This is a genomic window from Amycolatopsis thermophila, from assembly GCF_030814215.1.
Classification (GTDB): domain Bacteria; phylum Actinomycetota; class Actinomycetes; order Mycobacteriales; family Pseudonocardiaceae; genus Amycolatopsis_E; species Amycolatopsis_E thermophila.
Genome location: NZ_JAUSUT010000001.1, coordinates 2,939,243 through 2,959,810, shown reverse-complemented (window position 1 = coordinate 2,959,810; position 20,568 = coordinate 2,939,243). Strand labels below are relative to the sequence as shown.

Sequence of the window (20,568 nt, the reverse complement as noted above, 5' to 3'; positions counted from 1 at the left end):
GTGGCCGATCCCATCAACGCCGGGGATGTTAAACGTCCGTTGCTTCCGGTGCCCGAGCTACCGCCGCGACTTGTGACGCTCTACCCGGTCGTCGTGGTCGGCACACTCGTCTGGCTGGCCGCTTTTCTCGTGCTGGGCGCGATCCGCCTGTTCGGCACGGGCGGGCCGGCGGGCGTGTGGATGTGGACGTGCCTGTCCGGTGTCGTCCTGGGCCTGATCGGCATGGGCATCATGAGCTGGCAGCGCTGGGCCCGCCGGCGCGGCAGCCGCAGCGCCCAGACGGGCCTCTAGAGCAGGTAGGTCGTCGTCGCCGGGTCGTTCAGCACGGCTTCGACCAGGTGCCGGTCCGCCCAGCGGCCGGTCGCCCAGGCGAACGCGCGGGCCAGCCCTTCCGGGGAGTCCTCCGCGTGATGTTCCCCGTGAAACGTCCCACTTTCGACCCACCACGGCGTGGCGCGCTTGACTCCGTCGACCTCGACCGTCAACTCGTCGTGCACGACCAGGCCACCGTCCGGCAGCCGGATGTCCAGCAGCTCCGCGGCCAGGACCAGCGCGGTCATCTCCGGCCACGGCACGAACTCGCCGTCGCTGCTGATCCGGGCGTCCGCGTGCTCGCTGAGCAGCGGGATGTCCAGCAACTCGGCCAGCGCGGCCGGGTCCGCCCCCGGCGCGGCCGCGACCAGGCGTTCCGGCGCCCACACCGCGCCGAGCCAGGGCAGGTCGAGCACCGCGGTCCGCTCGGCGTCCACCACGGAACCGTCCACGGTGCGGACCCGCTCCGGCGCGTCCAGCTCGGACCAGTCCAGGTCGGCGGCGGCGAGCACGGCGTGCGCGCGCAGGACCAGTCCCGGCGACACCTCGCGGTCCGGATCGCCGAGCCGGTCGAGCAGGTCGGCCGCGTCGTCCAGGTTCCGCACGGCCAGCTCCGCCCGGACCCCGGCCGCGGCCAGCACGTCCGGGCGCACGCCGACGTCGGGCACCGGGTCGTACAGCCCGGCCAGGGACTCGGCGCCGGGCAGGCGCCACTCCGCGGGCGGGCGCCCGGCGAGCAGCGCGTTGCGTGCCAGCCAGGCCGCCGACGGGCTGTCCGGCATCGTCAGGGCCGCCCACGTCTCGCGCCGTCCGGCGATCAGCGCCAGTGCGCGCGGCCACGCGTCGTCGGCCACGAGGTCGAGGTCGCGGATCTCCGGCCGCTCGTCGGGGTTCTCCACGACCAGGAACTCGTCCAGCACGCCCAGCTCGATGAGCACCCGCGCGGGCCACTGCTCGGCGAACTCCGCGTCCAGCACGGAGAACGGACCGTCCTCCTCGAACACCTCGGGGTCGAACACCTCGCGCAGCGGCGAGTTCGGCAGCACCAGTTCGTCGGCCCGGCGCCAGCCGTCCTCGGACGGCAGCGCGAGCGCGCCCAGCCCTTCGCCGGAGGTCTCGGAAGCCAGGCGCAGCACGGCTTTCGCCAGCGGTGACGTGTCCAAACCGGACTCGGCATCGGTCACGCTGCGCTCGACGGCGTCGCGCAGGGCGGGCGCTTCGAGCAGGTCTGTGGCCTCCGCCTGCTTGGCGCCGAGGCGTTCGAGCAGCGGGTGCGCGGCCCGCGGGTGCACCAGCCGCAGGCCGCCGACGTCGGCGTCGGCCAGCAGGTCCAGCAGTTCGGACGCACCCAGCAACAGCGCGCCGCGCGGGCCGGGCAGCGTCCGCCCGTCGGCCATCGGCACCGGTAGCGCGCCCAGGTCGTCCGCGGTCACCTCGTGGTTGTCCAGCAACGGCAGGAACGCGTCGTAGAGCTCGACCCACCACTGAAGGTCGCGGTCGACGCCGGTGAGCAGGTCGGCCAGCTCGGAGACGTCGAGCCGGTCGGCGCCGACGGTCGCGAGGACCTGCGCCGGCTCGTACCCGCTGATGCCGGCGAGCCCGGGGACGACGTCGGCGAGCAGCTCCAGCAGCCGCGGCGACTCGACCGCCAGCACGCGGGCGCCCGAGGGCACGAGATCGTCGCCGCGGGCGGCGGGCAGCCAGGCCTGGGTCGCCAGCTGGCGGCCGACCAGCTCGCGCAGGGTTCCATCCACTTCGGACAGCGGGAAACCGGCCTCGGGAACCAGGTCCAGCCGGTCCTCCGGCGCGAGCTTGCGCACCAGCGCCGGGTATTCGCGGGCGGCCGCGGCGAGCGCGGCGTCGGCACCCGGCAGCACCCGGCGCCGCGACGGCTCCAGCGGCACGGTCGCGATCAGCCGGGCCGGCAACGACAACCGCTCGTCCGTCGGCGTCGGCGCGTGCAGCACGTCCTCGGTGAGCCGCCCGTCGACCGGCTTCGCCCACACCGCGTGCTCACCGGCCTGGGTCAGCCAGCGGACCGTGCCGGACGGTGTGCCCAGTTCGACCACACCGTCCACTTGGGAGCGCGTCCAGACCCCGGCGGGCGCCTCGATCCGCGCCAGCCAGGGCAGCGACAGCAGCAGGTCCTCGGCCTCGTCGGCCAGGCGCGCGAGCAGGTCGTCCGGGTCGACGCCGTCCCGCAGTGGGAGGCGGACCTCGGTGTCGAAGCCGTCGGGGACGTCCTCGTCGGCGGGCCACGGCAGGCGCAGCACGGGCACGGTGCCGTCGCGCTCGACGGCCGCACGCGTCCGCGCCTCGGAGAACGCGACACCACCGGTGCGCGAGATCACCCGCGGCTCGCTGCTGACCGCGAGCACCGCGGCGAACCCGACGCCGAACCGACCGACGGTGCCGCCCTGCTTGGCCGACGCTCGCAGCGAAGCCAGCGACGCGACCCCGGCGGCGTCGAGCGGCGCACCGGTGTTGGCGACGCGCAGTTCCCCGTCGACGACGGAAACCCGCAGCGCGCCGGGGGTTCCGCTCATCGCGGCGGCATCGGCCGCGTTCTGCGCCAGCTCGACGAACAGCCGGTCGCGGTAACCGCCGGCCCGGAGGTCGCCTTCGGCGTTGAGGTCCTCGGTGAACCGGGTCGGCGAGTCCCGCCAGGCCCGCAGCACCGAGGCACGCAGCGCCCCGGTGCCGAACGGATCACTCAGCTGACTCACTCGCCGTCTCGACGTCCGCGGTGGCGCCCGTCTCGGCCTTGGGCTCCTCGACCGGCTCCATGTCCAGCAGCGAGTCGTCGTAGACCAGCTCGGCGACCGGCACCGACGAGGTCACCTCGACCTCGACCTCGGAGTGCGCGCCGCAGCCGTACTCGGCGTGCACCACGGTGCCGTCGGCCGGCGCGATCTCGTTGCCGCACACGCCGAACGCCGCGCGCAGCGACCCGGCGAGCGGGAGGTAGAAGCCGCACGTGCCGCAGTGGGCGGGCGCGCTGCGGGCCATGTCCGACCGCGGGCCGAACTCGCCGCGGTGCCACCGCGTGGCGGCCTCCTCGCGGCCGTAGCGGGACAGCACGTGCACCCGGCCGAGGCCGACCTCGTGCGCGACCTCCTCGACCGCCGGGTCGTCGGACTGCAGGTACGCCGGCACCAGGCGCGGGTCGTCCTTGTCCGGCGGGAGGAGGTCGCCGACGCCCAGGTCACCGGCGCGCACCCGGCGCTCCCACGGCACCCACTGCGGGGCGATCAGGGCGTCCGGGCCGGGCACGAGCACGACCTCGCTCACCGTCACCGGCGTGTCCGGGCCCGCGTTCGCGACGGTCACCGACCAGCGCCAGCCGCGGTAGCCGGGCACCCGCGCCTCGAACAGGTGGCTCGCCGAGACCGCGTCCTCCCGCGACACGCCGACGTGCTCCCCGACCTGGTCGGCGCCCGCCTCTTCGACCGCGGCCCCGCGAGCGAGGTCGACCGCCTCGGCGAGGGCGCGCTCCACGGAGCCGTCGTCCAGGGTGAGCAGCAGCGTCATACCCCAATTGTGCCCCGCGCGCTCAACGCCTCCGTGTCAGGGTGGAGCCGTGCGCACGTTGATCGCCCTCACCCTCGCCGCGGCCGCCGCGCTCAGCGGCTGCGCGGCCTCGACACCCCCTGCCCCGAGCACGGTTCCACAGCTCACGGTGCAGGTGCTGGAGACGCTGCCGCACGATCCGTCGGCGTTCACGCAGGGGCTCGAGTTCTCCGGCCCCACCCTCTACGAGGGCACCGGCCTGGTCGGCCGGTCGTCGCTGCGCGCCGGCGCGCCCGGGCAGCCGCCGGCCACGCGCGTGGACCTGCCGTCACCGCTGTTCGGTGAGGGGATCACCGTCACCGGCCCGACCGTGTGGCAGCTGACCTGGCAGAACGGCGTCGCGATCGAACGGGACGCGCGAACGCTCGCCGAGCTGCGGCGGGTGTCCTACGACGGCGAGGGCTGGGGGCTGTGCCACGCCGACGGCCGGCTGGTGATGAGCGACGGCTCCGACCGCCTCACCTTCCGCGACCCGTCGACGTTCGAGGTCACCGGCCAGGTCACCGTCCACCACGGCGCGCAGACGTTCGCGCAGCTCAACGAGCTGGAGTGCGCGGGCGGCGCCGTCTACGCCAACGTCTGGCAGACCGACCGCATCCTGCGCATCGACCCCGCGACCGGCGAGGTGACCGGCCAGATCACCGCGTCCGGCCTGCTCACCGCGGCCCAGGCGGCGTCGGCCGACGTGCTCAACGGCATCGCCGCGATCCCCGGCACCGACGAGTTCCTCCTCACCGGGAAGCTGTGGCCGCTGATGTTCCGGGTGAAATTCGTCCCCACTGCCTGATCGTTCAGCGCGGCGGCCCAGGAATACGGCAAGATTGACCCGTGGGGCGCAAACGGAAGTGGACACCGGCACCGGGGGCCGGTCACTCGTGGCGCGCCCAGGGCGGCTTCTACCCGGATCGGTCCTCGGTCCCGGACGCCGACGAGGCACCGACGAGCGAGTTCCCGGCGGGCAGCCGCACGCCGCCGCCTCCGCGCGGCGCGCGCCCGTACCCGCCGCGGCACAACCCGCCGCCGCAGCGCCCCTGGCACAGCGAACCGCCGCGCAGCACCGAGCCCCCGCCCGGCGGTGAGCCGCCGCCGCGGCGCACCGAGCCGCTCTACGACCACTACCGCACCGACGGCTACGCGAAGGAGCCGCCGCCCGAGCCCGAGGCGACCACGGAACACCGCACCGAGGCCACCGCGGGCCCACTGCCCCGGATGCCGAAGAAGCTGACGGTCACCCGGGTCGCCGCGCTGCGCAGCCGGGAGCTCGGCGGCAAGGCGGTCGGCGCGTTCCAGCGCGCGACCAAGGCCGACGGCGCCGACAAGTCCGGCCTCACCTCGCTGACGTACGCGGTGATGCTGAACTACGCCAGTGACGCGGCGATGGCCATCGCGCTCGCCAACACCCTGTTCTTCGCGGCCACCAGCGGCGAGGGCCGCGGCAAGGTCGCGCTGTACCTGCTGATCACCATCGCGCCGTTCGCGCTCGTGGCCCCGGTCATCGGCCCGCTGCTGGATCGCATCCAGCGCGGCCGGCGTCTGGCGATGTGCCTCACGTCGGTCGGCCAGGTGCTGATGGCCGTGATCATGGCCCTGCACTTCAACGACTGGGGGCTCTACCCCGCCGCGCTCGGCAAGATGGTGCTGTCCAAGTCGTTCACGGTCCTCAAGTCCGCGGTCACGCCGCGGGTCGTACCGCCGGACATCACGCTGTCGAAGACCAACGCGCGCCTCACCGTGTTCGGGCTCGTCGCCGGTGGTGTGTTCGGCGCCGTCGCCTCCGGCGTCAACTCGGTGTTCGGCTCCGCGGGCGCGCTGTGGTTCACCGGCCTGATCTGCGCGGTCGGTGCCGTGCAGGCGATGCGGATCCCGGCGTGGGTCGAGGTGACCGAGGGCGAGGTCCCGACCACGCTGAAAGCGCACCCGGCGAAGAAGAAGAAACGCCAGCCGATGGGCAGCGAGGTCGTGGTCGCGTTGTGGGGCAACGGGACCATCCGGGTTCTCACCGGCTTCCTGATGATGTTCGCCGCGTTCGCCGTGAAGGCGCACGCGGAACAGGGCGGGCAGACGCCGTTCATGCAACTGCTGATGCTGGGACTGATCGGGGGCGCGGCCGGGATCGGCGGGTTCGTCGGCAACGCGCTCGGGTCGCGGCTGACCTTCGGGCACGCGAGCCAGGTGGTGCTCGGGTGCGTCGGGGCGACGCTGGCGTCGACGGTCCTGGCCGCCGTCATGGCCGGGATCGTCACAGCCGCGGTCGTCGGCCTGGTCGGTTCCACGGCGAGCGCGCTGGCGAAGATCAGCCTCGACGCGGTGATCCAGCGCGACCTGCCCGAGGAGTCGCGGGCGTCGGCGTTCGGCCGCTCGGAAACCGTGCTGCAGCTGGCGTGGGTGTTCGGCGGCGCGGTCGGCCTGCTGCTGCCCCCGACGTACTGGATCGGGTTCCTGGTCGTGTCGATCCTGCTCGCCCTCGGCCTGGCCCAGACGTTCCTGCTGCAGAGAGGTTCGTCACTCCTGCCCGGACTGGGCGCGCGGCGGGCCCGTCAGCCCGCCCGCACCGGCACCGGGGCCGCTCCCCGCGTGCAGTGAGCCGACCCGTAGTGTTTCCGGCATGCGGCGAACTTTGCTGTTGCTCGCGGCCGGGGCGCTGGCACTAACCGGATGCTCCGCCTCCGTCGGACCGCCCGAGGTCACCTTCTTCGGCGACGGTCACACGGTGAACGCCGAGCCGATCGCCCACTGCGACGCGCTCCTGAAGTCCTGCGACGAGTCCCCGGACGCCGCCGTGACCCTGAAGGTCCGGCGGGGCAAGCCGGTGCAGATCTCCGTCCCGTCCGACATCGGCGACACCCCGTGGCTGGTGAACGTCCAGTACGCCAACGCCAAGGGCGAGCTGCAGCCGGTGAAGCAGCAGTTCTTCACGCCGGGCTCCAAGCTCGCCTACACGGCCACCGGCAACGCGCCGGACGACCAGCTCGTGGTGGTCGAGGTGCAGCAGCTCGGCGCGGCCTACGCCGTGGACCCGGCGGGCAACCCGATCGTCGACGAGAACGGCAACCCGCAGCTGGTCGTGCGGGGCCTGTGGTCGCTGCAGGTCCAGCCCGGCTGACGACGAAGCGGGGCCCCTCGATGCGAGGAGCCCCACCTGGTCCGGCCGGGAGTTACGGGTCGAGGTCGCGCGCGACCGCGCGCATCACTTCGGCGATGCGCTTGGTGTTCTTGCGGTCGGGGTAGCGGCCGCGGCGCAGGTCCGGCTGCACCTTCATCTCCAGCAGCTTGATCATGTCCTCGATCAGGCCGTGCAGCTCCTCGGCGGGACGACGGCGCGCCTCGGCGACCGAGGGCAGGCTGTCGATCAGGCGAACGGACAGGGCCTGCGGGCCGCGCCGGCCGTCGGCGACGCCGAACTCCAGCCGCTGGCCGGCCTTGAGTGCCTCGACCCCTTGGGGGAGCGCGGTCTTGCGGATGTAGACGTCCTGGCCGCCATCCTGGGTGACGAAACCGAACCCCTTCTCCGCGTCGTACCACTTGACCTTGCCGGTCGGCACTGCCCTCACCGTTCCTTCGCTCTGCACTACGTCATCTCGCGTACCGGCGGCACGTGACCGCCCTGCACGACGAACGCGCCCTGGGCGTACCCAGGACGCGTATCCGCCAGCCTATCCCGGTATGCGCCCTGGGGTGAAGAAGATATGGGTTCTAACCTTGTGGCATGGATACTCCGGCCAAGACCTCCCCCCGGAAGCCGTTCCTGATGCGGCTCGGGATCGGCGTGTTCGCCATCGGCGTGCTGGCCGTGCTGGCCGTGTTCGTCATGTTCGCCTTCGGCCTGCGGGACCTCCCGGTCTGGCTCAGCGCCCTGGCCGGCGTGGCCACCCCCCTCGGCATCGCCCTGTCGCTCATCTCCCTGGTCCGCGAGCACCGGAAAGCGGCTGCCGGCTGAGCCAGCCGGGGAACTCCGCCAGGCTGGAGAAGACGACTTCCGCCCCGGCTTCCAGCAACTCCGCCCGGCTGCACGGTCCGGTGGTCACACCCACCGGCACCGCGCCCGCGGCGAGCGCGCCCCGCACGTCCCCCAGGTGGTCGCCGGCGTAGATCGACGCGCCGTGCTCACGCAGGGCCACTGCCTTGCCGTCCGACCACAGCTCGCCCACCAGGACGTCCACGGCGAGGCCGAGCGCCTTCACGTGCAGCGCCGCGTTCGGCCCGTACTTGCCGGTGACCACGACCGTGCGGCCACCCGCCTCGTGCACCGCGGCCAGTGACTCGTGCGCGCCCGGGAGCGCGACGGTCTCCGGGACCACGATCTCCGGGTACAGCTGGCGGAACCGGTCGACGAGGCCGGTGATCCGGTGTTCGGGCGCGCCGAATTCGCGCAGCACCTGATCCAGCGGCGGGCCCAGGTTGGCGGCGAAGTGCTCACCGTCCAGCGGCAGGCCCGCCTCCGCGCCGAGTGCGTTCATCACCGCGACCATGCCCGGCCGCGGGTCGATGAGCGTCATGTCCAGGTCGAAGCCGACGACGATCCCCACGCGGCCACGGTAGCCGGAAGCACCGGCAGTTCCGGCAGCCATCTCACCTCGACTTTACAGTGACGCCGATCGGGTCAAGGTTCTTGACATCAGGAGCTGTTGTGTCAAGCTGGGCTTGTGACTGGGATCACCGACTCGTTCGCGGCGCGGACCAGGACCTCGCTGCGGGAGACACTGCTCGACGCGGCGGCCGACATCCTGGCGGCGCGGGGCTACGCAGCCCTGCGGATGGCGGACGTCGCATCGGCGGCCGGGGTCAGCCGCCAGACGGTCTACAACGAGTTCGGCAACAAGAACGCACTCGTGCAGGCGGTCGTCCTGCGCACCACGGGCGAGTTCCTGGACGGCATCCACCACCGGTTCGCCTCCGCACCCGATCTGCTGACCGGCATCCGGGATGCGGTCACCTACACGATCGAGCACGCGCGGGAGAACCGGCTGGTGGCTTCCGCGCTGGGCACACCACAGGGTGAGGATCTGCTGCCGCTGCTCACCACCCGGGGTGAACCCGTGTTGTCCGCGGCGATGGAGACCGCGGCGACGCACTACCGCGAGTTCCTGCCCGCCCTCAGCACCGACGCCGCGAACTTGCTGGCCGAGACCGTGGTGCGGCTGTCCTTGAGCCACCTGGTGCTGCCGACCCATTCCGCGACCGAGGCGGCGGAGCTGATCTGCGCCGCGATCGCACCGGCCATCACCCACTACGCGTCCACAATGGAGTGACGATCATGACTGGCACACTGCCCGTGCACCGCACCGGTTTCGCCTCGCTGCGCCGGGGCGGGCTGAACTGGGACTCGTTCCCGTTGCGGTTGTTCGTGAAGGGGAACCGGAAGTTCTGGAACCCGGCGGACATCGACTTCAGCCAGGACGCCGAGGACTGGCAGACGCTGACCGACGAGGAGCGCCGCTCGTCGACGTACCTGTGCGCGCAGTTCATCGCCGGCGAGGAGGCGGTGACGGAGGACATCCAGCCGTTCATGAAGGCGATGGCCGCCGAAGGCCGCTTCGGCGACGAGATGTACCTGACCCAGTTCTGTTTCGAGGAGGCCAAGCACACGGAGGTCTTCCGGCGCTGGATGGACGCGGTCGGGTTGACGGAAGACCTGACGTCGTACGTGAGCGAGAACCCGCACTACCGCAAGCTGTTCTACGAGGAGCTGCCGGAGTCGCTGAGCGTCCTCGAGCGCGAACCGAGCCCGCTCAACCAGATCCGCGCGAGCGTCACCTACAACCACGTGATCGAGGGAAGCCTGGCGCTGACGGGTTACTACGCCTGGCAGAAGGTGTGCACCACGCGCGGCATCCTGCCCGGCATGCAGCAACTCGTGAAGCACATCGGTGACGACGAGCGCCGGCACATGGCGTGGGGCACCTTCACCTGCCGCAGGCACATCGCCGCGGACGATTCGTTGTGGGACGCGGTGCAGCAGCGCATGGGTGAGCTGTTGCCGCACGCCCTCGGGATGATCCAATGGGTGCAGGACCAGTTCGAGGAGCCGCGCCCCTTCGACAACGACCCGCAGGAGTTCATCGACTACGCCGCCGACCGGGCCCAGCGGCGCCTGGGAGCCATCGAATCGGCGCGCGGGGTGCCCGTCGCCCAGATCGATGTGGACTACTCGCCGGAACAGCTGGAAGAAACGTTCGGCGAGGAAGACGCGAAGGCCCTCGCCGAGGCGGTGCAGTAGCTGCGAGCACGGGCGCCCAGCGCCCGTGCTCGCAACGCGAGCTGGGTCATCCCGTCGCCTGAGGCCGTCCGGCGTGGTCGCCTTGGGTGCTGGCCTCCCCCGTCCCCTCCGGTTGGAGGGTTTCGGTCGCCGAGCAGGCGTGTCAAGGCGGGAAAGAGTACCTTGACACGCCTGATCGGCGACCAAAGGCGGGCTGGGATCGGGGGCGGGGGCGGTCTGGTGACGTCGCGTCTCACCTGGCGTTGCCGGGCGCCGGGAGGTTTCGGCCTAGCTTGAGTTTTAACCGGGTCGGCGGGGTCGTGGGTTGCTCGATTTGGTGTTCTTGCTGTGTTTCGGCTTTGGTGTGTTCGTGGTGGTGACGGTGTGGACGTCGTGGCGTGAGGCGGGTCGTTGGTTGGGTGTTCCGGCTGGACGTCCAGGGCCTGGCCGCGAGGGTTTCGGGACGCCGGCGGGGCAGGCGAGTTGTGGCCGTAGGTTCCGAAACCCTCGGCGGACCCTGGCCGGGGTGAGCCGCCTGGCTTGTCGGGGTTTCTCCCAAGGACGGCGCAGGTCCGCTGTGAGGTCACGGGCGAGGCGCAGCTGGGTGTAGGCGGTCAGCAGCAGCCAGGTCCAGCGGTCGGCCGCTTCGGGTGAGCGAAGTTTTGGGGTGGTCCAGCCGAGGGTTTGCTTGAGCATGCGGAAGGTGTGCTCGATGTCGAACCGGCGCAGGAACGCCTGCCAGGCCAGATCAACCTCGGTGGCGTCCAGGCCGATGCGGGAGTGCCAAAGCCACACCGGTTTCGGGATCGCCCCGGAGGGCAGCCGGTGGACTTCGAGCCGGATCACGGTGCCCTCGATGATCGGCAGAGTGCCGACGTGGCCGGCCCAGGCGATGCGGTGGGTCAGCCGTGGGTGCAGCCGATCCCACGCCCGGACCAGCGCGGGACCATAGAGCCGGGTCGTGGTTTCGGTGACGACGTCGGGATGCCCCCAGGTGGCCGGGTCACCGAAAGCGAACGCGTCGCCGTGGCGACGGGGTCTGCCCAGCGTGCCGGGCGGCTGCGGCGGGACCGGGCGATGCAGGACCCGATCAGTGCGCATCCGCACCAGCACGGTGATCGGAAGATCGGCCAGCACGTGGGCCAGCCGGGGGCCGTCGTAGCCGGCATCGGCGACCAGCAGGATGTCCGGGTCTCCCGGCCGCCAGTGCCCGGCCGCGACCAGACGGTCCACCACGCCGCGGATCTGCCGGGCGGTCACGCTCGCGGCGTTGTCGCCCGGCGCGAGCCGGACCGCGTCCAGCGGCGCGGTCCACGAACCACGCCCTGATTCCAGCGCGACGACGACGGAGTAGGGCCAGCCCGGCACCATCATGTGCTGGTCTTTGCCGCGGCCGTAGGTGTGACACAGGATCCGTTGCGGGCAGGTGTGCGCTTCCGGACGCAACCAGCAGGTCACATCGACCGCCAGCACCAGCCGCCCGTCCGCGGCCCGCGGGATCGGCGCCGCGCTCAGCGCGGTCTGTAACCGCGGTATGTCCATCCTGCCGCGCGCGAGTGCGGCATACCCACTGCCATACCCTCGGCGATGCTCGCCCGCCAGGGACAACTCCGCGACCGACCGCACCGGCCCATCAGCACACAACACCGCGTCGGCCAGCTCGAACAACGCGTCCGCCCGCCGGTTCAAAGACTCATACACCCGCCGCCGAAACCTCGACAGCTCCCCATCGGCACGCCTGGTACTGGCATCCGGCAAACTGATCACCGCAGCCCCTGATCGATCTTCCAACTGTCGCAAGAAGGAATGATCGACCAAGGGCTGCGTTCATGATCAACAGGGGTAGGCAAGCACCACCCGAAAGTTAAAACTCAAGCTAGGGCGTGTCCTGTAAGTCATCTGAGCCAGAGGACGATGGCGGCGATGGTGAGTTCGGCCTGGTAGTAGGCGGCGCGTTTGGCGTAGCGGGTGGCCAGGCCGCGGAACTGTTTGAGCCTGTTGAAACAGCGTTCGACCACGTTGCGCCGCTGGTAGGCCTCGGCATCGAAGGCGGGAGGACGCCCGCCGCGGAAGCCCTCGGCGGCGCGGCGGGCGATCTGGTCCTCCCGCTCTGGACTGGTGAACCGGATTCGCCGGTTCCGCATCGCCTGCTGGGTTGAGGGATGCGAATAGGCCTTGTCCGCGATGACCATCTCGGGCCGGCAGCGCGGGCGGCCCGGCCCGATTCGGGCCACCTGGATGCCATCCAGCAGCGGCAGCAGTTGTGGGTTGTCGCCGGCCTGGCCGCCGGTGAGCAGCACCCGCATCGGTAACCCGCGCCCATCGACCGCAAGATGGATCTTCGTGCTCAGTCCGCCCCGGGACCGGCCGAGTCCTTCCCCGTCGACCGCGAGCGCCTCGACGACGGGCGCGCAGCCCCCTTTGTCCGAGCCCCAGCAGCATGCTGGTGTGCTCGCACCACACTGGAGTCCACCGAGATGACCCACTCGACCTCACCGATCGAGTCGTCCTTGACGATCACCTCGTCCAGGATCCTCTGCCAGGTGCCATCCGCGGTCCACAACCGCAACCGTTCATGCGCGGTCTTCCACGGCCCATACCGCTCGGGCAGGTCACGCCACGGCGCCCCGGTCCGCAGCTTCCACAGAATCGCGTTGAGCACCTGCCGGTGATCCCGCCACTGCCGCCCCCGACCCGACACCGGCAGCAACGGCTCAATACGCGCCCACGCCCGATCCGTCACCTCACCCCGACCCACCACAACCCAAGATCAAACCAGGCCTGCAGGTAGATCAGTTACAGGACACTCCCTAGCCGGCTGAAGGGTCCTGCCACAGATGCGCGGGTGGCGCGGGGCCTGCCCGCGCCACTCGCATCGCCACCGTCGCTTACGTCAGTTTCAGGATCTCCACTGCCTTTTCCCGCATTTCGACCTTCCGGATCTTCCCCGTCACGGTCATCGGGAACTCGTCGACGATGTGCACGTACCGCGGGATCTTGTAGTGCGCCAGCTTCCCGGTGCAGAACTCCCGCAGGGACTCCGCCGTCAGCGGCTGCGCGCCCTCACGCATCCGGATCCACGCCATCAGCTCCTCGCCGTACCGCTCGTCCGGCACGCCGATCACCTGCGCGTCCAGCACGTCCGGGTGGGTGTACAGGAACTCCTCGATCTCGCGCGGGTAGATGTTCTCCCCGCCGCGGATGACCATGTCCTTGATGCGCCCGGTGATCTGGATGTAGCCCTCGTCGTCCATCACGCCGAGATCGCCCGTGTGCATCCACCGTGCCTCGTCGATCACCTCGGCCGTCTTGTCGGGCTGGTCCCAGTAGCCCAGCATCACCGAATAACCCCGCGTGCACAGCTCGCCCGGCTCGCCGCGCGGGGCGGTCAGGCCGGTCTCCGGGTCGACGATCTTGACCTCCAGGTGCGGCCCCACCCGCCCCACGGTCGACACCCGCCGTTCGATCGAATCGTCCGCGCGGGTCTGCGTCGACACCGGTGACGTTTCGGTCATGCCGTAGCAGATCGACACCTCGGACATGCCCATCCGCTCGATGACCTGCTTCATCACCTCGACCGGGCAGGGCGAGCCGGCCATGATGCCGGTCCGCAGCGACGACAGGTCGTAGTCCTCGAAGCCGGGTTCGGACAGCTCGGCGATGAACATCGTCGGCACCCCGTACAGCGACGTGCACCGCTCCGACTCGACCGCCTTCAGGGTGGCCTTCGGGTCGAACGCGGGCGCCGGGATCACCATGCACGACCCGTGCGAGGTGGCCGCCAGGTTGCCCATCACCATCCCGAAGCAGTGGTAGAAGGGCACCGGGATGCACACCCGGTCGGCCTCGGTGTAGTGGCACAGCTCGCCGACGAAGAAGCCGTTGTTGAGGATGTTGTGGTGCGACAGCGTGGCGCCCTTCGGGAAGCCCGTCGTCCCCGAGGTGTACTGGATGTTGATCGGGTCGTCCGCCGACAACCCCACCTCCGGCAACGGCTTGCCGCGCCCGGACTCCAGCAGCTCGGACCACTCGGCCGAGCCCAGCAGCACCACCTGCTCCAGGCTCGCGCACCGCGGCCGGACCTCCTCGATCATGGCGGCGTAATCGGAGGTCTTGAACGTCCGCGCCGCCACCAGCATCCGCACCCCCGCCTGGTTCAGCACGAACTCCAGTTCGTGCGACCGGTAGGCCGGGTTGATGTTGACCAGGATCGCCCCGATCTTCGCCGTCGCGTACTGCAGGAACGTCCACTCGGCACAGTTGGGCGACCAGATGCCGACCCGGTCGCCCTTGACGATCCCGCGCCCGGCCAGCCCCGCGGCCAGCGCGTCGACCTCGGCCGCCAGCTCGCGGTAGGTCCAGCGGCGGCCGGCGGCGCAGTCCACCAGCGCGTCCCGCTCGCCGAACGCCGCCACGGTCCGGTCGAAATTGTCGCCGATGGTGTCCCCGAGCAGGGGCACCTCGGAGATACCCGACGCATAACTCGGCAGGGCTGGCATGACGCCTCCTCGGACGCGGTCGACACTGACTCCCGCCGAGTTTAGAAATCCCGGCCCCTCCCGGACACCCCCTAGAGTGGGTGGCATGAGGCTCTCGATCGTCGACGCGTTCACCGGCACCCCGTTCGCGGGCAACCCCGCCGGTGTCGTGCTGCTCGACGAACCGGCCGAGACCGCGTGGATGCAGTCGGTGGCCGCCGAGCTGCGGCACTCGGAAACGGCGTTCGTGGAGGTGTCCGGCGACGGCCCCAAGTCGCTGCGCTGGTTCACCCCGGCGGTCGAGGTGGACCTGTGCGGGCACGCGACCCTGGCCACCGGGCACGTCCTGGGCGGCGAGCAGGTGTTCACCACCCGCAGCGGCGAACTGCGCACCAGGGCCGAGGACGGCTGGGTCAGCATGGACTTCCCGAGCGACCCGCCGCGCAGCGCCGACGACGACGTGCTCGACGCCCTGGCCGGGGTCACCATCGAGGGCGTCGCCCGCGGCAGGTGGGACATCCTCGTCGAGGTCGCCCACGCGACACAGGTGCGCGAGCTGAAGCCGGACCTGGACGTCATCGCGGGTTGGGACGCGCGCTGCCTCGTCGTGACGGCGCCCGGCGACCACGACGAGGCCGACTTCGTCAGCCGCGTCTTCGGGCCCGCCGTCGGCGTGCCGGAGGACCCGGTCACCGGGTCGGCGCACTGCCTGCTCGCGCCGTACTGGGCGGACCGGCTCGGGCGGACCGAGCTCGTCGGCGAGCAGGCGTCGGAACGCGGCGGGATCGTCCGGGTCCTGCTGAACGGGGACCGGGTGACGCTGTCCGGACAGGCCGTCACCGTCGTCAGTGGGGAGCTGCACGTCTGATGCGCCTGATCCTGAACCTGATCTGGCTGGTGTTCGCCGGCTTCTGGATGGCCGTGGCATACCTGGTCGCCGGGATCATCTGCTGCGTCCTGATCGTCACGATCCCGTTCGGCATCGCGTCGTTCCGCATCGCGAACTACGCGCTGTGGCCGTTCGGCCGGACGATCGTCGACCGCCGCGACGCGGGCGTGGGCTCGCTGATCGGCAACGTCATCTGGATCGTGTTCGCCGGGATCTGGCTCGCGATCGGGCACGTGCTCACCGGCATCGTCCTGTGCGTCACCATCATCGGGATCCCGCTGGGGCTGGCGAACTTCAAGCTGATCCCGGTCTCGCTGATGCCGCTGGGCAAGGCGATCGTGCCCGTCGATCGCGGCACCGACGCCTACTACCGCCCCTGAGGCCCGGCGAGCGCCCGGAGCAGCTCGACCAGCGACTCCTGCTGGTCCTGACGCGGTGAAACGAGTGGCGAAGCCCGGTTGAGCCGCTCCACCACCCCGGTTCGCGACTCCTGCCCGGCGTCGGTCAGCACGATCCCTTCGCCCGCCGGTCGATCACGAACGTCGCGTTGGACGCCTCGCAGGACATCCGCTTCGCCAGCTCCCGCGCGGTGATCGGCTCGGACAGCTCGCGCAGCGCGACGACCTGGGCCGGCGTCAGGCCCACCTCTTCGGCGACGCGGCGGACGTGCACGTCGAGCCGGTGGGCGAATTCGTGCACCAGTTCGCACACGTCGCGATCGATCTCGACGTCACAGCGGACCTGTCCGTCTCCGTGCCGGCGGCCGGTCTGCTGGTGAGCGCCTACGCCGCGGGCATGATCGCCGGCGGCCCGGTGGTCACCACCCTGACCGCGCGGGCCGGCCGGAAACCGCTGATCACCGGGCTGGTCGCGGTCTCCGTGCTGGCGAACCCCGGGTCGGCGGTGGCGCCCGGCTACGTCGTCCTGGTGCTGGCGAGGTTCGTCGCCGGCCTGATCGTCGCGACGTTCTTCGCGCTGGCCATCGCGACCACCGCCGCGATGGCGCCCGAAGGCGGGCAGGCGGGGATGATCGCCAAGGTCGCACTGGGCCTCAACCTCGGCATCGTCCTGGGCACGCCGCTGGGCACGTTCGTCGGCCACCACTTCGGCTGGCGGGCGACGTTCGTCGCGGTCGCGGTGATCACATTGCTCGCGCTGCTACTGGTGCTCCGCTTCGTCCCGGCGTTCCCCGCACCCGGCGGCTCGGCGACCGGCGAACTCCGCGTGCTCGCCGACCGCGGGGTGCAGCTCGGCATCGTCCTGACGGCGGTCGGAAACCTCGGCGCGGTCACGGTTTTCACCTGCATCGCGCCGCTGCTGACCGAGGTGAGCGGGTTCGACGCGGACGCCGTGCCGGTGCTGCTGCTGGTGTACGGCACCGGCGCGGTGATTGGGAACGTGGCCGGCGGGCGGCTGGCGGACCGGGCGCTGATGCCGTCGCCGGCGTGGATGCTGACCGCGCTGGCCATGACGCTGGTCCTGTTCTGGCTCGCCGCGGGCCATCGCGCGGCGGCGGCGGTCCTCACGTTCGTCCTCGGCGCGCCGGCGTTCGCGATCGTCCCGGGCATGCAGACGCGCGTGCTCACCGCGGCGGGAGCCGCGCCCACCCTGGCCGTCGCGGTCAACGCGTCGGGCTTCCAGCTCGCCGCCGGCGGGTGGCTGGGCGGGCAGCTGATCACCGGCGTCGGCCCACGCGCCCGCTACCCCGCCGCGGCCGCGGTGACGGTGGCCGGCCTCGGCATCGCGCTGGCGATCTTGTGCCGCGACCGCCGGGTGCGGGGGTAGGGACAGCCCTACCCCGCGGATCAGTGCCCGCCCGGTGGGTTCGGCGCCCGCGCCCGGCCAGGCTGGCAGACATGGTTCAGGTACGGGATGTGCGGCAAGCTCCGCCGCGGGACGTGGTCGAGCTGACGGGTGTCACGAAGGTGCACCCGGGTGGGGTGCGGGCGCTCGACGGCGTGTCGGTCGGCTTCGCGCGGGGATCGTTCACGGCGGTCATGGGGCCGTCCGGGTCGGGCAAGTCGACCCTGCTGCACTGCGCGGCGGGCCTGGACCGGCCGACGTCGGGACGGGTCGTGCTCGCCGGCCAGGACGTCGCGACCCTCCGCGAGCCGAAGCTGACCGCGGTCCGCCGCGCGCACGTCGGGTTCGTGTTCCAGTCGTTCAACCTCGTCGACTCGCTGTCGGTGTGGGACAACGTCCTGCTGCCGCAGCGGCTCGCCGGCACCCGGCCCGACCGCGGCTGGGCGCGCGAGTTGCTGGCGCGCGTGGGGCTGGCCGGCCGGGAGAAGGCGCGGCCGGGGCAGCTCTCCGGCGGCCAACAGCAGCGGGTCGCCCTCGCCCGGGCACTGGCCGGGCGCCCGGAGGTGATCTTCGGTGACGAGCCGACGGGCGCGCTGGACCTGACGACGGGCCGCGACGTGCTGGCTCTGTTGCGCAGCTTCGTGGACGAGCTGGGCGCGACCATCGTGATGGTGACGCACGACCCGGCCGCGGCCGCCTGGGCGGACCGGGCGGTGTTCCTCGCCGACGGCCGGATCGCCGGCGAGCTCTCTTCGCCGTCCGCCGAGCAGGTGTCGGCCCGGATGATGGAGCTGACCCGATGATGGGGAAACTGGCCGCGGCGAGCATGCGGCACCGGCTCGGGTCGTTCGCCGGCACCTTCCTCACCGCGTTCCTGGCGATCGCGCTGATCGCGGGCAGCGGGCTGCTGCTGTGGTCGGTCCTGACCGCGGGTCCGGACGGGGACCGGTTCGCCGCCGCCGACGCGGTGGTGGCGGGCGATCGCTCGGTCGTGCTGACCACGGCGACCGACAAGGGCGACAAGGTCAAGGTCAAGACGAAGGAGGAGCGGCTCAGCGGTGCGCAGCCCCTGCCGGCCGAGCTGGCCGGACGGGTCGCGGCGACGCCGGGTGTGGCCGAGGCGGTCGCGGACTACGCGTTCCCGGTCGCGCTCGACGCCGACGGGAAACCGCTGCGGGCTCCGGACGCGGCGACGGTCGCGCACGGCTGGTCGTCGGCTGCACTGACCCCGTACCCGTTGCGCGAGGGCGCCGCCCCGCGTCGGGGCGAGGTGGTGCTGCAGGGTTCCTTCGGCGCACACGTCGGCCAGGCGGTGCGGATGACCAGCCGGACGGGCACCGCCGAGCTGCGGGTCGCCGGTGTCGCCGACGGGAACGTGCCGGGACAGGCGGCGGTGTTCGTCGCCGACGAGCAGGTCGCGCAGCTGTCCGGGCTGCCGGGCCCGACCGCGGTCGCGGTGCGCCTGGAGCCGGGGGCGGAGGGCGGCGACGTGCTCACGGCTCTCCGGAACGGGATCGGCGCGACCGCGACCGTCCACACCGGAGCGGACCGGCCGGCCGCGGACCTGCCGGGCGCAGTGCCGGACTACATCGGTGCCGTCTCCGTCTTCGGGTTCGTCCTCGGCATCACCGGGTTCGCGGCGGTGTTCGTGCTCACCGGCACGGTGTCGCTCGCGGTCCGGCAGCGGCTGCGGGAACTCGCGCTGCTGCGCGCTGCCGGCGCGACGCCCCGGCAGCTGCGCCGGATGCTGCGGCTGGAGATCACCCTCGTGACGCTGGCCGCGGCCGTGCCCGGGCTGCCCGCCGGGATCGTGGCCGCTCACCTGATCGCCGCCCGATTCCGGGACCTCGACGCCGTGCCACCGCAGTTCACCGTGTCGCTCAACGCCGTGGTGCTGATCGCCGCCGTCGTGCTGGGGCTCGGCGTGACGGTGCTCGCCACCGCGATCGCGGCCCGTCGGGCGGTCCGGATCGCGCCCACCCAGGCGATGCGGGAGACCGTGACGGCGGGGCGGGTCGGGGTGCTGCCCCGGATCGTCCTCGCGGCGATCCTGGTCGGCGGCGCGGTGGCGGTGCTGGGCCTGGTGCCGCTCGGCGGGCCGTTCGGCATGGGCATGGGCTTCATCTCCTGCTCCCTGCTGCTGTGCGCGGTCGCCGCGCTCGGCCCGGTCCTGGTCGGTGCGCTCACGGCGGTGGTGGCCCGGCTGGTCGGTCTCACCGGGGTCGTCGGGCGGGTGGCGAGCGCGGTGGCCCGCGCCGACTCCCGCCGCGTGGCCGGCGTCGCGATCCCGCTGACGCTGGTGTTCGCGATCAACGGCACGATGCTGGTGAACGGCGACATCCTCACCGCGGTCACCGCCGACCAGCAGGCCGCCCGCACCGCACCGGCCACCGTCCGGGTCGCCGCGGCGAGCGGGATCCCGCTGGGGACGGCGGAGCAGGTCGCGGCCCTCGCCGGTGTGACGGGTTCCGCGGCGACCCTGCCCACCCGGGTCGTCGTCGACGAGAGCGGCAAGCCGGAGGACTACGCCGCGCAGGGCCTGCGCGCGTCGGGGGAACCGGCGGTGAACCTCGGCGTGACCGACGGAGACCTCGCCGGCGTGCGCCCGGGCACGGTCGCGGTGAGCGGCCCGCTCGCCGCCGCCCGGAGCTGGCACCTCGGCGACCGCCCGGTCTTCTGGCTCGCCGACGGCACCCGGACGGAGCTCACCGTGGTGGCGATCTACAGGAACTGGCGCGGCTTCGGCGATGTGGTGCTGCCCGCCGACCTCATCGCCACGCACGACCCGCGCGGTGTGGTCGGCGCCCTGTACCTGCGCGGCGCGCCGGACGTCGCCGAGACCGTCGCGCACCGGTGGCCGGCCCTCGTGGCGACCGACGCGGCCGACCCGCGGGGCGGCCCGGCGGACGTCCAGAACCAGCAGGCCGCGTGGGAGCTGATGGTGGTCATCTCGCTCGGCTTCACCGCGATCGCCGTGCTGAACACGTTCGCCGTCGCCACGGGCGCCCGGCGCCGCGAATTCGCCGACCTGCGCCTCGCCGGCGCCACCCCGCGGCAGCTGCACCGGATGCTCGGCCGGGAGGCGCTGATCACCGTGGCCGTCGCGCTGGTGCTGGGTTGCGTGATCAGCGGGGCCGTCGTCGGCACGTTCAGCATCGCCCAGGACGGCCGGTGGCGGCTGTTCGCCGAGCCACTGCGGTACCTGACGCTGCTCGGCGGTGTGGGTCTGCTGGGGATGGTCGCCGGGATGGTGCCGGCCCGGGTGGTGATCCGCCGCCGGTCACTCCCCGCCGTCACCGGCCGGGCCGACGGATAGCTTG

General features: G+C 72.0%; 21 protein-coding genes. 12 read left to right on the top strand and 9 right to left on the bottom strand.

The features are described from left to right. Window positions 1-291: a DUF2530 domain-containing protein gene (locus FB470_RS14725; protein ID WP_370876471.1), complete on the top strand. Its 291-nt coding sequence runs from the start codon at window positions 1-3 to the stop codon at window positions 289-291. On the opposite strand, the gene FB470_RS14720 is transcribed toward FB470_RS14725, so the two are convergent. Together FB470_RS14720 and FB470_RS14715 are read right to left on the bottom strand one after the other, a co-directional pair. Further along, window positions 288-3,038 (bottom strand): sacsin N-terminal ATP-binding-like domain-containing protein, encoded by a 2,751-nt coding sequence (locus tag FB470_RS14720; RefSeq protein WP_306992006.1) that lies wholly within the window; start codon window positions 3,036-3,038, stop codon window positions 288-290. The two genes, FB470_RS14725 and FB470_RS14720, sit on opposite strands and share 4 nt — an antisense overlap. Further along, window positions 3,022-3,843: a DUF3027 domain-containing protein gene (locus FB470_RS14715; RefSeq protein ID WP_306992004.1), complete on the bottom strand. Its 822-nt coding sequence runs from the start codon at window positions 3,841-3,843 to the stop codon at window positions 3,022-3,024. Before FB470_RS14715 ends, FB470_RS14720 begins: the two co-directional genes overlap by 17 nt. A gap of 49 nt (window positions 3,844-3,892) precedes the next feature. Between FB470_RS14715 and FB470_RS14710 the strand changes: the two genes are divergently transcribed. From FB470_RS14710 to FB470_RS14700, 3 genes are read left to right on the top strand one after another with little or no spacing between them, the layout of a single operon-like run. Beyond that, window positions 3,893-4,669 (top strand): glutaminyl-peptide cyclotransferase, encoded by a 777-nt coding sequence (locus FB470_RS14710; protein ID WP_306992002.1) that lies wholly within the window; start codon window positions 3,893-3,895, stop codon window positions 4,667-4,669. A 41-nt stretch (window positions 4,670-4,710) separates the two neighbouring features. Further along, window positions 4,711-6,465 carry an MFS transporter gene (locus FB470_RS14705; protein ID WP_306992001.1) on the top strand — a complete coding sequence of 585 codons (1,755 nt, stop codon included), beginning with the start codon at window positions 4,711-4,713 and terminating at the stop codon, window positions 6,463-6,465. A 22-nt stretch (window positions 6,466-6,487) separates the two neighbouring features. Further along, window positions 6,488-6,985, top strand: coding sequence for a DUF2771 family protein (locus tag FB470_RS14700; RefSeq protein ID WP_306992000.1), 498 nt, complete (start codon window positions 6,488-6,490; stop codon window positions 6,983-6,985). Between the two features lie 52 nt (window positions 6,986-7,037). Here FB470_RS14700 and FB470_RS14695 read toward each other — a convergent pair whose 3' ends face one another. Then, a complete protein-coding gene (locus FB470_RS14695) occupies window positions 7,038-7,424 on the bottom strand; it encodes a cold-shock protein (RefSeq protein ID WP_017985244.1) in 387 nt (128 codons plus the stop codon). A 164-nt stretch (window positions 7,425-7,588) separates the two neighbouring features. Between FB470_RS14695 and FB470_RS14690 the strand changes: the two genes are divergently transcribed. Continuing rightward, a complete protein-coding gene (locus tag FB470_RS14690) occupies window positions 7,589-7,819 on the top strand; it encodes a hypothetical protein (protein WP_306991998.1) in 231 nt (76 codons plus the stop codon). Here FB470_RS14690 and FB470_RS14685 read toward each other — a convergent pair. Continuing rightward, on the bottom strand, window positions 7,776-8,408 hold the full coding sequence (locus tag FB470_RS14685) for an HAD family hydrolase (RefSeq protein WP_306991997.1): 633 nt from the start codon (window positions 8,406-8,408) through the stop codon (window positions 7,776-7,778). The genes FB470_RS14690 and FB470_RS14685 overlap by 44 nt on opposite strands. Before the next feature lie 117 nt (window positions 8,409-8,525). On the opposite strand from FB470_RS14685, the gene FB470_RS14680 reads away from it, so the two are divergent. Together FB470_RS14680 and FB470_RS14675 are read left to right on the top strand one after the other, a co-directional pair. Next, window positions 8,526-9,131: a TetR/AcrR family transcriptional regulator gene (locus FB470_RS14680; protein ID WP_306991995.1), complete on the top strand. Its 606-nt coding sequence runs from the start codon at window positions 8,526-8,528 to the stop codon at window positions 9,129-9,131. Between the two features lie 5 nt (window positions 9,132-9,136). Next, window positions 9,137-10,099, top strand: coding sequence for a R2-like ligand-binding oxidase (locus FB470_RS14675; RefSeq protein WP_306991993.1), 963 nt, complete (start codon window positions 9,137-9,139; stop codon window positions 10,097-10,099). Window positions 10,100-10,378: 279 nt separating this feature from the next. On the opposite strand, the gene FB470_RS14670 is transcribed toward FB470_RS14675, so the two are convergent. The 3 genes from FB470_RS14670 to FB470_RS14660 all read right to left on the bottom strand — a co-directional run bounded on the left by FB470_RS14670 (window position 10,379) and on the right by FB470_RS14660 (window position 14,577). Beyond that, complete coding sequence (locus FB470_RS14670) at window positions 10,379-11,878, bottom strand: NF041680 family putative transposase (protein ID WP_306991991.1); 1,500 nt, start codon at window positions 11,876-11,878, stop codon at window positions 10,379-10,381. 95 nt (window positions 11,879-11,973) lie between these two features. Beyond that, window positions 11,974-12,836 (bottom strand): IS5 family transposase gene (locus FB470_RS14665; protein WP_370876470.1). Its coding sequence is split into 2 segments (ribosomal slippage): window positions 11,974-12,468 and window positions 12,471-12,836, totalling 861 coding nucleotides; the frame shifts between segments, so codons are not numbered across the junction. Window positions 12,837-12,966: 130 nt separating this feature from the next. Continuing rightward, window positions 12,967-14,577, bottom strand: coding sequence for an AMP-binding protein (locus tag FB470_RS14660; protein WP_306991989.1), 1,611 nt, complete (start codon window positions 14,575-14,577; stop codon window positions 12,967-12,969). Window positions 14,578-14,662: 85 nt separating this feature from the next. Between FB470_RS14660 and FB470_RS14655 the strand changes: the two genes are divergently transcribed. Together FB470_RS14655 and FB470_RS14650 are read left to right on the top strand one after the other, a co-directional pair. Next, window positions 14,663-15,424 carry a PhzF family phenazine biosynthesis protein gene (locus FB470_RS14655; protein WP_306991987.1) on the top strand — a complete coding sequence of 254 codons (762 nt, stop codon included), beginning with the start codon at window positions 14,663-14,665 and terminating at the stop codon, window positions 15,422-15,424. After that, window positions 15,424-15,825: a YccF domain-containing protein gene (locus tag FB470_RS14650; protein ID WP_306991985.1), complete on the top strand. Its 402-nt coding sequence runs from the start codon at window positions 15,424-15,426 to the stop codon at window positions 15,823-15,825. Before FB470_RS14655 ends, FB470_RS14650 begins: the two co-directional genes overlap by 1 nt. Here FB470_RS14650 and FB470_RS14645 read toward each other — a convergent pair. Next, window positions 15,813-15,956, bottom strand: coding sequence for a hypothetical protein (locus tag FB470_RS14645; protein WP_306991983.1), 144 nt, complete (start codon window positions 15,954-15,956; stop codon window positions 15,813-15,815). The genes FB470_RS14650 and FB470_RS14645 overlap by 13 nt on opposite strands. After that, a complete protein-coding gene (locus FB470_RS14640; RefSeq protein ID WP_306991981.1) occupies window positions 15,950-16,144 on the bottom strand; it encodes a helix-turn-helix domain-containing protein in 195 nt (64 codons plus the stop codon). The genes FB470_RS14645 and FB470_RS14640 overlap by 7 nt, the downstream gene beginning before the upstream one ends. Here FB470_RS14640 and FB470_RS14635 point away from each other — a divergent pair. From FB470_RS14635 to FB470_RS14625, 3 genes are all read left to right on the top strand, one after another. Continuing rightward, window positions 16,139-17,230: an MFS transporter gene (locus FB470_RS14635; protein WP_306991979.1), complete on the top strand. Its 1,092-nt coding sequence runs from the start codon at window positions 16,139-16,141 to the stop codon at window positions 17,228-17,230. The genes FB470_RS14640 and FB470_RS14635 overlap by 6 nt on opposite strands. Before the next feature lie 71 nt (window positions 17,231-17,301). Continuing rightward, window positions 17,302-18,051, top strand: a complete 750-nt coding sequence (locus FB470_RS14630; RefSeq protein WP_306991977.1) for an ABC transporter ATP-binding protein — start codon at window positions 17,302-17,304, stop codon at window positions 18,049-18,051. Next, window positions 18,048-20,564, top strand: a complete 2,517-nt coding sequence (locus FB470_RS14625; protein WP_306991975.1) for an ABC transporter permease — start codon at window positions 18,048-18,050, stop codon at window positions 20,562-20,564. Before FB470_RS14630 ends, FB470_RS14625 begins: the two co-directional genes overlap by 4 nt. Window positions 20,565-20,568: the final 4 nt, after the last annotated feature.